This window comes from Streptomyces sp. NBC_00190, assembly GCF_036203305.1.
Taxonomy (GTDB): Bacteria; Actinomycetota; Actinomycetes; order Streptomycetales; family Streptomycetaceae; genus Streptomyces.
The window spans coordinates 32893-45888 of sequence record NZ_CP108132.1; the positions used below are offsets into that span (position 1 = coordinate 32893).

The following is a 12996-nucleotide window of genomic DNA, read 5'->3' on the forward strand; positions in this document are numbered from 1 at the left end:
CAGACGGTCAGTCGGTCGGCGGGATCAGATGACGTCGGGGTAGCACTCCGCGCACCCGGCCACGACGGAGCCGCCGGTCGGCGCGGCGTCGGCGGCGAAGGCGCTCGGCGCGAAGAGCGCCCCGCTGACGACCGCGGCGGCCGCCACACCCAGCGCGGCCTTGCGGGAGAGGCTCAGACCGGTCTTGGCGGGAGCGTCGGTGTTCTGCGAGAAGTCCATGTCAATCTCCAGTGAGTTCGTGTCTCGGGGCGTTTCCCCTTGACTGATCTCAATCCTGTCCGGCCCACACCCTCACCGACAGTGACATTTTCCCGCTCCCGCACCCCCGTGTCCCGCGTCCCCGTGACCCAGCTCCCACCCGGATGCCGCGCATCCGGAACCAGGCCTTGCGTACGGGCCGGCGCCGCGGAACCGTTCGTCGAGCTCGTAGTGGCGCACGCGGGCGTGGCGTTGCAGCTGCCGGGCGAGGCGGAGGCCTGTGGTGGGGGTCCCGTCCTGGTCGAGGCGGAGGCTGAGCTCGATGACCATGAGGAAGATGTCGTCGCGCGGCCAGGTGGAGGCGATGGTGCGCATGAGCCGTCGGGCGGCGAGATGGCCGCCGGCGGAGCGCAGCTGACTGCTGGTGATGTCGACCCGTTGTGAGCGTGGGGCAACGCGGCCGGCGGGATCCGGGCGGCTGGGGTGCAGGGCCTGGTGTGCACCGGCCAGGGCGCCGTCCACGTTCTGCAGGACCGCAGGGGTCGTGGCGGTGTGCTGGCCGGTCAGGGCGATCAGCCGGGCATGGTCCTCTTCGAGTTCGTCGCGCAGCTGGGCCAGCTCGCGGCGCGCGGCGTCGCGGTCGTACGGCAACACCGACCGCACGACCCCGTAGAACGGCCGTCCGACCGTCAGGCCGGGCCGGGGGACGGCACGTGCCGTCCCCCGGCCACGGTCAGCAGGCCGGAACTGACCAGTCCGTATTGGTCGGCGGGTTCTGGCCGGGGGTGTCGCCGTTCATGAAGGTGTTCGCCACGGCGTAATAGCCGCCGCTCCATGGGCTGGAGGCGATGCGGTACCACCAGCCGTCCGGGTTGGCGGAGTCGATCTCGGGCGCGAACACCCTGCACTCCACCTCCACCCAGGTATGGGCCGGGACCCGCTCGCCGGGGCCCTTGGCGCCGTGCGGGTTCAGGAAGGTGGGCGAGCCGTGGCTGCCGCTCTGCTCGCGGATCGTGCGCTTGGCGGGCGGAGGGGGCTCGGTCGTGGCCGGCTCGGCGGGCGTCGGCTCCGGGGCCTTGGTCGTGGGAGCGACCGGCGGTCGTGTCGAGGACGGGGGCGCGGGGACCGGGGCCTCGGTGGGCTCCGGTTCGGGGCCGGGCGGGGCCGGGGACGGCGGGTGGAGTTCCAGCCATCGCTGAGCCGTGCACACCGGCGTGATGATCTGCTCGGAGACGGGGATCAGGGCCGAGTAGACATAGCCCTCCTCGCCGGGATTCGGGCTGCCGGGCGCCTGGATCACGTAGAACCAGCGCTTGTGCTCGGCCGGGTAGCCGTCCGGGGCCATGCCGTCGGCCCCGAGGGCCGCCGTGGATGTCTTTGGTGTCCGCGCCGACGGCTCTCGGGTTACGGCTTGTGTGCTGTCCCGTACGTCAACGAGTTGTGCACGGCCGTCGAACTGTAGGACGTCCGGTCGCTGGCGGCCTGCTTTGCGCGAGCCTGCTCGATCAGCAGACCCTCCGCGGTCTCCGGACGCCGCTTCCCCCGGCGCAGCAGAGTCCACACCATCCACAGCGCCGCCAGCCCCAGCACACCGAAGAACACACCTAGCTCGATCACGCCGCCCCCGCCCTCGCCACAAGAAACCAGGGGGCGAGCCTAATCAAACGATCACCGCACAACGAAGCAATTAAGCAGCCGCTGCGGCCACTTCTCAAGGTCGTTCGAAGGCCTGGAGTACGCCGCCGAGCGAGAAGCACAGCGCGCCGGTCAGCGTCCCCCAGTTGGCGATGTCGGTGTTGACCAGGCTTCCGGTGCTGGGCCGGGTGAACGCGGCCAGTGCCGAGATCATGAAGAGCACCGACCCGAGCTGGTTCACCGCGACGACCCACCAGCCGAGGCTGCGCGAGCGGACGCAGGGCCGGGAACGGTGGCAGATCTCGGCGAACGCGAGATGCCCCGAAACGAGGAACAGTACGCATCCGACCACGTCGGGAGTCCAGATCAGCCGGTTGGTCTGCTGGACGGTGAGCCCCTGCAGGAAGGAGTCGAGGAGATTGACGCCGAACACGAGCGTCCCCGCGAACAGCGCGAACGCGCTCAGCCAGTCCAGGTGCATCGGCTCGTAACCCCACCACTTCCAGGCGGCCGTGACCAGTGGACCGCCCCCTGGGGAGTGGCGAGGCGCGTTCAGCACCTGCAAGAGCGAGGTGTAGCCGCCGGTGTTGAAGAACAGGCCGCCCGCGAAGTAGATCGAGGCACTCTCGAACGCGTCGCCCGAGCCGAACTGGGCTACGGCGGCGCCGAGTGCGAAGAGTGCTCCGCCGATGACGAACGCGCCCGACGCGAGGGCGTTGAGCCTTCGAAGGCGGCCGAGGGCCTCGGCGTCGGCAGTCGGGGACGTGGTGAGCGTGTCTCCCGGACCCCGGACGGACAGCGCCCCGCGCCTGCGCGCGAGCCGCGACTCCCACACCACCGTTTCCCCTTCGGGGCGGTGCCAGGTGAGCCGGCTGGTGAACGGTCCTGCGCCTTCGGCGCGCTGCTCAGGCTGTCCCACGGCCCGAGCCTAGCCCCGTGTGCAGTGCCCGACGGACAGCGAAACGTACCTTTCCTCCCCCCGCACGGTCCTGCCGCCGACCTGCCGAGCGTGTCGAAAGGTGCTTCAACCTGGGGCGTGAATAGACTCCGAGGGACAGGCCACGAGCCGGCAGGCCTGACCGGGCGTCATCGCTGGCGCCGGCGTGCGCATCGCAGCCGTTCAGGTGTCGTCACCGTCAGTGTGCGGCGGGGTGGACCGGCCCAGGGTGTCGGGGTGTCCGAGGGAAATGCACCACTGACATTCGTGAAGGTCGCTCGCGGCGCTCGCTTGATGTGGCACGGGCAAGGGGAAGCCTGCCCTGTATTCGTCCTGGAGTACCTGTATCGCATCTAATTTCGTCCGGGGCGGGGCGACCGCGTCGGCCAGGCCCGCTTCAGCGACGCGGCGCGTCATCCGTATCAGTGCTGCCCGCGCGGTGCTCACCGCGCGTGCCGCCGCCAGCCAGACACGCCGCCTGGCAGCCGGCCTCGGGCCGCGATCGGGTAGTTCACCGCAGGGGGCCATGCTCACGCATCCCTTCCGAGGGCCTCAAACAAACAGGCGGATGATAATTTTTTTGTTTTGGACACTTCTCATTATTTCCTCCTACACCTAGCACGGAGGTGCGTCGAACGGGAATTAGACAGACTGCCGCCGATTCAGCACGGTCCGCTATGGCGGCGAGATCCGGCAATGTACGGATTGCCGGGGTTTTTACCGACCAGCAATGCATGGATTGCCGGGGTTTTTAAGGAATCAGCGACATTGACCGCGCTTCCGGTCGGCCGCAATTGATCATGAATTCCGACTCGACGGGCGATCTAATCGTATGTGGAATTGCGTGATATTCCGGCTGCACTCGGGGCGCCTGCATCACAGGCCTTGCCGCGGAGCCCGGGGACGCGGCGTCAGAGCTGCACGGTCGTTCAGGGAGTGGAGTCGGCCGGCGGTGTGAAGGGGTAGAGGTCTCGCGTGAAGGGTGGCCAACACGGCTCCTGGACGACCCCGAGTGGATCCGCACCCGGGCAGGCCGCGACGTCGGCGGGTTTCTCCACCCGTGCCGCGGCTTGCTGGCGAGACAGCCTGATGGAGTCGACATGGCAGGACAGGACGTGCTTGAAGCGTTGCTGGCGCCTCAGTTCGAGGGCGTCCACGTGCCACAGGCGACCGGTCCCTGACGACGTCAAAGCGGTGCAACCTGTGCCCAATGCGGCGGAAATCAGCACGATCCACAGGAGGAGGTCTCCCACAGCTGGTCCTTTCGAAGGCGGATGTTCGAGGGGGCGCGCACGACCGAACCCCCGGCGATCCTCCGGCATAACGCAGAGGCATATGCAGAGTTGCGCCCTTCTTTCCGATTGCAGCCATGCGCAGCAATCCACCGGTCTTGGCATCTCAGTCTTTTAGCTGATGATCCGCCGACGGGACCGGGACCAGGCCGGCGATCGGCGTGCTCATGCGGGGTGGTGTGGCGACATGCGCAGACGTATCCCGCCGCGCACGGGGACGCCGTCAGACGGGGCGCGCGGGGCGCGCGGCAGAGCCATCGCGGCGAAGTGTGCGCAGGGCCGTACGGGGTATCAGGGATGAAGATTTGGTCGCGCAGAACCCACAAGGGACAGGGTCAACACTTATCCATCCGCCACCATCACCCGGATGGCGCATACCCTGACCAACATCGACAGCGTTTATGGAATATGACGACAGCAAAGCCCCCCTCCTTCTTCCGCAGGACTCCAGAAGAAGACGGGCGGGGAGGCGGTTTTCACACCGGGGCTACTCGGATCGGAAAGTGGACTTTCACTCCGCGCTCAGCCAGCTGTAGCGAGATCAGGAACGCAACGCTGGAACACGAGAGCCTGGAAATCGATCTGAGTTACTCTTCCTCGGTGTTTGAGGACTTCCTCCATACGATGAGCATGATCCAGGTCGAGTTCGACCGGAGGTCGGGGAGCACCGCACGGTCCACGACGACACCTGTCGACGAGCACTTGGGCGGCAGCTGCCGTGTATGAGCCGTACGGATACCCAGACATCCACGGCCCCCAGCCGGACACCACCATGTTCTGGCTCCGGCCGGACCACGTGCCCGGGGACACGCTCGGCGGGCACGGTGACGCGCATCAACCGTGGGATCCGGCGGAGGAACTCGCAAGTCTCCTCCAGGAGAACCCCGCACCCGGGCAGCCGGAGCCGTTCACCCGCGGCGGCTACGACGACCCCGGCGAGAGTGTCAGCGCCATCGGCCTCGTCGCAGGGCTGAAGCACACCCCTGCCGAGCGGCCGCGCAAGCAGAACTCCAGCGGGCATCGCCGGAACGGGTCGAAGTCGCCGGTGGCGACCCTCCTGCAGACGGGCAGTCTGTTCACCGCCGTGCTGGTCGCCGTCATCGCCGCCCTGGTGAGCGTCCTCAGCGGGCTGGCCATCTGCGACGCCCTGCGCCACAGCGCCGGAGTCCACACGGCCCGCGAAGTGGTGAGCTGGTGGCCCCTGCTGATCTACGGCCCGTGGATGGTCGCTTCCCTGTCCATCCTCAGATCCGCGCTGCACCAGCGCCGCGCGCTGCATTCCTGGTCGATCGTGCTGCTGTTCTCCACCCTGGCCACGCTTCTGTGCGTAGCCCAGGCGCCCAGAACGCTCGCGGCCGGGACGTCGTCCGCGCTTCCCGCCGTCGCGGCGCTGGCCTGCTTCCAGCAGCTGGTCCGCCAGATCACACTCACGCGGCCGCCCCGCCAAGCCGCTCCACGACACCGGAACCCGCAGCCCTCCCCGCTCGGATCCGGACAGACGGCCGCGGCCCGGCGCACGGCGGACGGTGTCCGTCCCGGCTACTCCGTGGCGGACAAAGGCGTTGTCCGCCCGCCGTCGAACGGCCGCAGCTTCGGGTACGGCGCATGACGGTCGTACACGGCATTCTTCAGTTGTCCGCTCGGCGAGAGTCGGTGAGCTCCCGCGGGAGGGCCGGGCGCTCAAGTCCGTACCGTCAGTGGAATCCGACCGGCCGGCAGTCCTGGTACCGACGAGACGCGGTGTCCGCCGCTGGGGCAAGGAGCTTCCCGCACCTGCGGGTTTCCTGAGCGGGCGCCCGGGCGGGTACGGCACTGCGGGACCGGGGCAGGAGGGCCGAGCGTCCTGTGGGCGGCGACCGCGAAGAGCGAGGTCGGTGACAGCCGCTAACTTCCTGGACAACCCGGTCCTTCCCACACGTCAAAAGGGTGCTCGCCTGCACCTTTGAAACGAAGATCGAAACCGATAGTCACGGGCCGTGCGCAGACTCAACCCGACGCTCTACGCCCATGTGCCGTCGCGCCCCCCAGACCTGGCCCCGCGCACTGGGCCGCAGCTCAGACCGTACTTCGCCGCGTCGCCATGCGGTTGCTCCGGCAATCCGGGTGACGCACCACGTTCGGCATGCCCATGCCCGGCCGGCGCAACGCGCCGGGCGAAGTTGATCACCGCTGCGGCGCCCATGACGGCCGCTTCCCGACGGACCGAACCGAACGCATCCACGACGCGCTCCGGCGCCGCACCTCCCACGCCTACACGAATGGTCTAAAGCATGGTGTACGAAATGACCCACGCCGAGCGAGTCCAGTACAAGCGGCGCCAGGACGCCGCCTACCAGGCAGGCGAAGACGCTGTCACCAACCTTCAGGCGGCGCTCGCGCTCGCCGGCATGACCCTTCCCTCCCTGTGCAACGACGGTCCGGTGGCCGGCCACGGTTTCGTCCGGCTCGGAGGATGCAACGCGTCCTTCGCCAACCGGCTCGCCGAGGTCATCGCCGCGGGGGCCGATGCTCTGCAGTTTCAACAGTGAACAACGGGAGGGGAGTTGCCGTCAAAGGCCGAACTCGGTACTGAGCAGGTCGTCGAAGACGCCGAGGCCGCTCCAGTCGCCGTTGACCTGGCTGGTGAGCAGGTGCTTGCCGTCGCGGGTCCCCACTGCCTACGTCCATGAGCCGTAGGTCGCGCCCGCGTTGCCCCAGACCGTGACGCCGCACGGCAGTGCCTGGGAGAAGATGCCCAGGCCGTAGCGGGCGCCGGGGATCCACGGGACGGGGCCTGTGGTCGGGACGGTGGTGCGGTGAGGGTTTTCAGCGCGCCGTCCGGGAGAGCTCGGGGGTCCTGGCCGGAGCGGCGGCGGCGCGCCTGGCGGTGACGACCGCTCCTGCGGTGCTCGCCGCCGTGAGCAGCAGGACCGCGGCGAGGGCGAGGAGGGTGGCGTTGTCCGGGTGGATCAGGGACTGGCCGCGCGCGGCCTGCCAGGTCACCACCGCGACCAGCCCGGTGTAGCCGAGTGCGGCGCTGCCGACCAGGCGGGCACGCACCTTCTCGTCGCGCAGCCAGACGTGCTCGGTGGCCAGGGCGGCCAGTACCGCAGCGATGAGGAGGAGTACCTGGATGCCGTGCAGGGCGAAGAAGTGGGGTACCCGGAAGTCGCCGCCGGTCACGCTCCAGTTGGTGAGGGGCATGCCGTGGCCGTCGGGGTCGCCGATGCCGTGGCCCTGGTACATCTGCACGGGGTGGCCGTTGGCGTCGGTCAACGTACGGGAGTGGATCTCGGTGACCATCCAGTAGACCGGCACGACCATGCCGAAGGTGGCCAGCGCGAGCCCGGCGCGGATGGCCCGGTTCAGTGCCGCCCCGCCGGTGCGCTGGATCAGCACGACGACCGCCAGGATCAGCTGCGCGATGACGATGACCATCACGCCGAAGGTGAGGAGGGGGACCAGGGCCAGGGTGACGGGGTCGGCCTGGTCGGCGTTGAAGTGACTGAAGGTGCCGCGTGCCGCCTGAGCGGTGATGGCGCCCACCTCGACGGTCGCGGCCACCGCGAACACGGTGCCCAGCCACCGTCCCAGCCGCCTGCCCTTGGTGAGCTCGGTCAGCAGCCACGCGAGCGTGCCGGCGTAGAGGGCGAAGGCGAAGCCGAACTTGAGCGGCTTCACCCACACCGACTCGTCCAGCAGCGTCCGGCTGTCCACCACGAGCCCCACGCCGGAGACGAGCACCAGGCCGAGCATGAGGGCGGAGCAGACCACGAGCGGCCGGTGCCAGGTGCGGGGCGGGGTGAGGAAGGACGTCATGGGGGGCTCCGAATCACGGCGACGAGCGGCCCTCGTCCGGGCCGGCCCAGTTCGCATCGCTCGTTCGCGAATGACTGAAAGCTAAATTGCCTTCAGATATTCGTCAATTGAGAAAGTGGTGCGGATTATGAACTTGCTGGTCATAGAGGTCATGAATTGCAATGAGAGTGACGGTGAATGCAAAATCAGCCGCAGTCTGTTTGCAATGGGATGGCCTTGAAAGCAATACTGGGCACAGGTGACGACACGACGCGGAGGTACGGCCGATGCCCGGAGGCAGACTGACCCACCAGGAGCGCCGGGAGATCGCCGAGGGGTTGGGGGACGGGCTCACCTTCACCGAGATCGCCGGCCGTCTGGACCGGCCCGTCTCCACCGTCACCCGGGAAGTGGCCCGCAACGGCGGCGCCGGTGCCTACCGGGCCGACGCGGCGCAGCAGTCGACCGCCGGGCGCGCACGGCGCCGCAAGCAGGCCCCGGGTCCGGCTGCTTCGGCCGCTTCGGCCGATCCGGCCGTGGACGGCGCACACGGGCGCGACCCCGAGGCCGTCCACGAACTGGAGGAACAGTTCACCGCGCTGATGGTCGGCACGGGCCTGCCGCGGATGACGGCCCGGGTACTGACCTGCCTGTACGTCACCGACGACGGCAGCCTGACCGCCACCGAGCTCGCCCAGCGACTGAAGGTCAGCCCCGCCTCCGTCTCCAAGGCCGTCGGGGAACTCGAACAGCAGGAGCTCATCAGGCGCGAACGCGAGCCCGGCCGGCGGCGCGACCGGTACGTCATCGACGCCGACGCCTGGTTCCGCGGCTGGATGGCCAGCGCCCGCCAGAACACCATGCTGGCCGACTTCGCCCGACAGAGCGCCCGGACCCTCGGTGCGGCCACACCTGCCGGTACCCGCATGGAGGACATCGGCGACTTCTTCGAGCACGTCGGGCGGACCATGGTCCGGGCGGCCGAGGAATGGCGGCGGGCCCGGCTCCGGTGAGCGGCGCGGGCGCGGGCGCGTACGACGAGGCTCCTGGCAGGCGGGGGCGCGTTGCCAGGAGCCTCGGTTGTCGTGGGGTCACCCGGTCAGGAGGCGGCTTCGGCGGGGCGGGGGAGGCCGTCGAGGCCTGACGGGGCGTGGGCCAGGCCGGTGGGTGCCAGCCAGTCGAATGCGCGGTAGACCGCCGGGCCCAGGCCCATGCCCTCGGCCACCTGTTCGCGCAGCCGGTTGGTGGCGAACGCGCCGATGACGTTCATCTGCGCGTCCCTGTAGTGGCGCTCCACTTCGTGGCCCTGGGTCACGCCGGCCGCGCCGTGGATCTGCACGGCGCGCGCGGTGACCTCGACGGCCATCTCGGTGGCGTAGATCTTGAGCATGCCGATCAGGTCCCTGGCCGACCGGCCGGCGGCGCGCTCGCGTGCCGCCCGGCGGGCGAGCAGCCTGGCCGCGTCGATCTGGGCGCGGGACTCGGCGAGCTGGGCCTGTACGCCTTCCATGTGCGCGAGGGGCCGCCCGAAGGAGACCCGTTCCCGGGCGTGGCGCACCGAGGCGGCCAGCGCGGACTCGGCGGTGGCGATGGCCGCGACCGACACCAGCAGCCACCCCCACGTCATCCCCTCGGCGAGCTCGGTGAAGGGCACGGGCACCACGTCGTCCTCGGCGACGTGGGCGTCGGTGAAGACGATGCCGCCCCAGGGCATGCCGCGCAGCCCCATGTGCGGGGTCTCGTACCGGCGCACGCCCGGCCCGCGCAGGTCGACGAAGGCCAGGCACCAGTCGGGGCCGTCGTCCCCGGCGGGCTTCTCCCGCCGGGCGAGGGTCACGGCCAGGTCGGCGTTGGGCGCGTTGGTGATGCGGGCCTTCTCGCCGTTGATGACGAAGCCGCCGCCGGGCGGCCCGGCCGGGCGCACCGTGGTGCGGTAGGTGCCGGCGTCGCTGCCCGCGGCGGGCTCGACGATGGCGAAGGCCGCGCGCTGTTCCCCGGAGAGCAGGGGGTCGAGCAGCCGCCGGTGTTTGTCCGGATCGCCGTAGGTGGAGATCAGCTTGCCGCACAGCAGTGCGGACACGGTCGCCGACCAGTAGGTGCCCGAGCAGGCCCGGGCCAGGGCCTCCATGGCCTCGGTCTGGGCGGGACCGTCGGCGCCGGTGCCGCCGAACTCAGGCGGGTGGAACAGCCGCAGGTAGCCGCTGTCGACGAGGTCCTTCCAGTTCTGGGGCGGTATGTCGCCCGTGGCGTCGGTCTCGGTGGCCCGGGCGGCGATGCCCGGGAAGCTCGGCGCGGTGTCGGTGCCGCGTTGGTCGCCGTTCATGTGTGAAGTCCTCACGTCAGCCGAGTCCTAGCAGGGAGGCCGCGATGACCGGCCGCAGCACCTCGGTGCCACCTCCGGTCCCGGCGAAGAACAGCGCGTCGCGGTGGGCCCGTTCGACCAGGTGGTCGCCCGCGGGGGCGAGCGGCCCGGACAGGCTCGCCGCCCCCTCGGTGACCGCCCGCAGGGCGCGGGCCACGAAGAGCCGGGCGGCGGCCGCGTCCTGGTGCGAGGGCCGGCCGCCCGCGTCGAACTGCCCGGCGGCCCGCAGCAGCAGCCCGGAGGCCAGCTCGTAGCGCGTGCCCAGGTCCGCGAGGGTGAACCGGGCGGACTGGCCGTGGGCCAGGGGCCGGCCGAAGAGACGGCGTTCGCGGGCGTCGTCGACGGCGTCGCGGGTCAGTGCGCGGATGACGCCGAGCCAGGGCGCGCTGGAGAACACCCAGTCCAGCGCCGCGAGCAGCGGCTCCACCTCGGTCGCGGCGCCGCCGACCGTTCCCAGTACCGCGTGGTCCGCGGCCGGGCAGGCGTCCAGGACCAGCCGGCCCCACGGGCAGGTGGCCATGGCCGCCGGGCCGTCCTCGGTGATCAGCAGTCCGGGGGTGTCGCGGTCCAGGACGAACGCCGTCCGGCCGCCGTCCTCGTGCGCGGCGATGACGAGGAAGTGGTGGGCCACGGGGCCGCACGCGACCAGGTCCAGTTCGCCGCTGAGCTGCCAGCCGCCCGCCGCGGCCGGGGCGGGCCGGGCCGTGAGGGCGGGGGCGTGGGCGGCGCCCTGCGTCTGGCGCAGCGACACGGCGCCCATCCAGTCGCCCGCGGCCATGCGCGGCAGGTAGCGCTCGCGCTGCCGGGGGCTGCCGAACGCCCGCAGCGGCACGGTGGCGAGGACCGCGTGCACCCCGACGGCGAGGGCGAGGCCCGGGTCGCGGGCGCCCTCGCCGAGCCCTTCCAGGAGGGCGCAGGTCTGTGTGGCGGACAGGCCGCCGCCGCCCAGGGCGCGCGGGACCAGCGGCCCGGCGAGGCCGGGCCCGGTCCGGGCGTCGGCGAGTTCGGCGAAGAGCGCGGGGTCCCACCTCCGGTCACGGTCGCGGCCGGCGGCGGTCGGCCGCGCCACGCGGGCGGCGAGCTCCCGGGCCCGCTCGGCGAGCATCGGCTCGACACCGTCGGCGCCGGCGCCGACGGGGGAATGCACAAACACCATCGGATTCCCTTTCTCTCCCCTTGGAACAGGGTCCGGCCTCAGACCGCCGGCAGGCGGCGGTGCGGGGACGTCTCATCGACGTCGGAACGCTCGAAGGGATTTCGAAACTCGGAACAATTACTCCACCCCCTCTTTCGAAAATGGACCCGAACAACGTATCCCGCATTTCACTCGGCTCGGCGGGTCCGGCCCAAGATTTGGCATCCGGCCTGCGCAGACCTCGCATAGCTGACCTGCCACGACGTTCCATCACAGTCCTTGACAAAGCTCTGACATGGGAGCCGTTGTGCCTGCACCGCCGCATCGGCCAACCTATTCATCGGCACGCTCCACATCGCCCCGTTCTTGGCCTTATCCGTTCACCCGCACCATGCCGCGAGAATTCAGTGCAGAGCCGGCCGCCCATCAGGAATCCGGTTCTTAAAGGAGGGAACGCAATGGCAACAGCAGAGCACGAGGGAAGTCTTCCGAAGGGACTTCCCCGTCTGTCCGACGCGACCCTGCGGGACTCCGCGCACATGGCGGGCGTCGAGTTCGGCCCCAAGGACGCCGCGGTCATCGCGGACCTGCTGGTGAAGACCGGCATCGACCTGGTCGAGGTGGGCATGGTCTCCGGCCCGGACTCGAAGGACGCCGACCTCGTCCTCTCCACGCACGAGGCCATCGGTCCCGAGCGCAGCATGACGCTCGTGGTGGTGCAGGACCGCCAGCAGGTCACGAAGGCCCTCGACGAGGCCGAGCGACTGGGCGTGCGCCACATCATGTACTCCATACCGACCTCCGAACAGCACGCCAGGCTGAAGCTCGGCTCGCCCAGCGCGAAGTTCCTTCACGTTCTGGCCCGTTCGGCGATCTCGCAGGCCAAGGAGCGCGGCTTCCACGTCACGTTCAGCGGCGAGGACGGCGCCCGTACCCCCAGGGAGCGGCTCGTCCCCTACGTCACGGCGGGCTTCGAGGCCGGGGCCGACCGGTTCCGTCTCGCGGAGACCGTCGCCTTCCTGTCGCCCTGGCAGATGGAGGAGGTGATCACCGACCTCGCCGCGATCGACGGCTCCGAGATCGAGATCCACTCGCACAACATGCTGGGCATGGCCGTGGCCAACTCCCTCGCCGCGATCCGCGCGGGCGCGCAGTGGATCTCGGCGACCGTCGGCGGGATCGGTGAGCGCGGCGGCAACGCCCCGCTGGCCGAGCTGCTCACTTCCCTGCGCGTCATCCACGGTGACACGCGCTTCGACCTGACCCACCTCACGGAGCTGTCCCGGGTCGCGCTCAAGGGCGCCGGCCTCGGCACCGCCTTCCAGTCGGGGCCGACCACACCGCACGCCTTCGCCTACGAGCTGCCGGGTCAGCTGAACAACCCGGAGGCTTACGAGACGCTGCCCGCCGAGCTGGTCGGCAACAGCCGGGAGCTGTGCGTGCGCACGCGCCTCACCCCTGCCCTCGTCACATGGGCGCTCGCCGGGTCGGGCGTCCTCGTCGACGTTGAGGCCTTCACGCCGTGGCTCGTCGAACGGCAGGAGCAGGGCGGGCGTCCGCTGCTCGACCGGGACGCGATCCGCAAGGCCGCGATCGACTTCCAGGCCGCCTGAACCCCGCCCCGCCCGCCGGGGCCTGCCCGGTCCCTCTTCACGTCCAC

Annotated in this window: 12 protein-coding genes; 4 read left to right on the forward strand and 8 right to left on the reverse strand. The window is 70.3% G+C overall.

Annotated elements, in window-relative coordinates; all coding sequences use genetic code 11:
- Positions 1-24 precede the first annotated feature (24 nt).
- From OG429_RS40310 to OG429_RS40330, 5 genes are all read right to left on the reverse strand, one after another.
- Positions 25-219 carry a hypothetical protein gene (locus tag OG429_RS40310; RefSeq protein ID WP_328930594.1) on the reverse strand — a complete coding sequence of 65 codons (195 nt, stop codon included), beginning with the start codon at positions 217-219 and terminating at the stop codon, positions 25-27.
- Positions 220-291: 72 nt separating this feature from the next.
- A complete protein-coding gene (locus OG429_RS40315; RefSeq protein WP_328930595.1) occupies positions 292-861 on the reverse strand; it encodes a hypothetical protein in 570 nt (189 codons plus the stop codon).
- Positions 862-931: 70 nt separating this feature from the next.
- Entirely contained in the window at positions 932-1543 is a 612-nt protein-coding gene (locus OG429_RS40320; protein WP_328930596.1) for a hypothetical protein, read from the reverse strand.
- A gap of 59 nt (positions 1544-1602) precedes the next feature.
- Entirely contained in the window at positions 1603-1815 is a 213-nt protein-coding gene (locus tag OG429_RS40325) for a hypothetical protein (RefSeq protein WP_328930597.1), read from the reverse strand.
- Positions 1816-1909: 94 nt separating this feature from the next.
- Positions 1910-2752 (reverse strand): hypothetical protein, encoded by an 843-nt coding sequence (locus tag OG429_RS40330; protein ID WP_328930598.1) that lies wholly within the window; start codon positions 2750-2752, stop codon positions 1910-1912.
- Positions 2753-4834: 2082 nt separating this feature from the next.
- On the opposite strand from OG429_RS40330, the gene OG429_RS40335 reads away from it, so the two are divergent.
- Complete coding sequence (locus OG429_RS40335; protein ID WP_328930599.1) at positions 4835-5671, forward strand: hypothetical protein; 837 nt, start codon at positions 4835-4837, stop codon at positions 5669-5671.
- Positions 5672-6344: 673 nt separating this feature from the next.
- A complete protein-coding gene (locus OG429_RS40340) occupies positions 6345-6590 on the forward strand; it encodes a hypothetical protein (protein ID WP_328930600.1) in 246 nt (81 codons plus the stop codon).
- 277 nt (positions 6591-6867) lie between these two features.
- Here the strand turns inward: OG429_RS40340 and OG429_RS40345 are convergent, their stop codons facing one another.
- Complete coding sequence (locus OG429_RS40345; RefSeq protein WP_328930601.1) at positions 6868-7860, reverse strand: hypothetical protein; 993 nt, start codon at positions 7858-7860, stop codon at positions 6868-6870.
- Between the two features lie 266 nt (positions 7861-8126).
- Between OG429_RS40345 and OG429_RS40350 the strand changes: the two genes are divergently transcribed.
- Positions 8127-8852: a GbsR/MarR family transcriptional regulator gene (locus OG429_RS40350; protein ID WP_328930602.1), complete on the forward strand. Its 726-nt coding sequence runs from the start codon at positions 8127-8129 to the stop codon at positions 8850-8852.
- A gap of 86 nt (positions 8853-8938) precedes the next feature.
- Here OG429_RS40350 and OG429_RS40355 read toward each other — a convergent pair whose 3' ends face one another.
- Both OG429_RS40355 and OG429_RS40360 read right to left on the reverse strand, forming a co-directional pair.
- Positions 8939-10162, reverse strand: coding sequence for an acyl-CoA dehydrogenase family protein (locus OG429_RS40355; RefSeq protein ID WP_328930603.1), 1224 nt, complete (start codon positions 10160-10162; stop codon positions 8939-8941).
- A 16-nt stretch (positions 10163-10178) separates the two neighbouring features.
- A complete protein-coding gene (locus tag OG429_RS40360) occupies positions 10179-11357 on the reverse strand; it encodes an acyl-CoA dehydrogenase family protein (protein ID WP_328930604.1) in 1179 nt (392 codons plus the stop codon).
- A gap of 437 nt (positions 11358-11794) precedes the next feature.
- Between OG429_RS40360 and OG429_RS40365 the strand changes: the two genes are divergently transcribed.
- Positions 11795-12949, forward strand: coding sequence for an isopropylmalate synthase (locus OG429_RS40365; RefSeq protein ID WP_328930605.1), 1155 nt, complete (start codon positions 11795-11797; stop codon positions 12947-12949).
- Positions 12950-12996 lie beyond the last annotated feature (47 nt).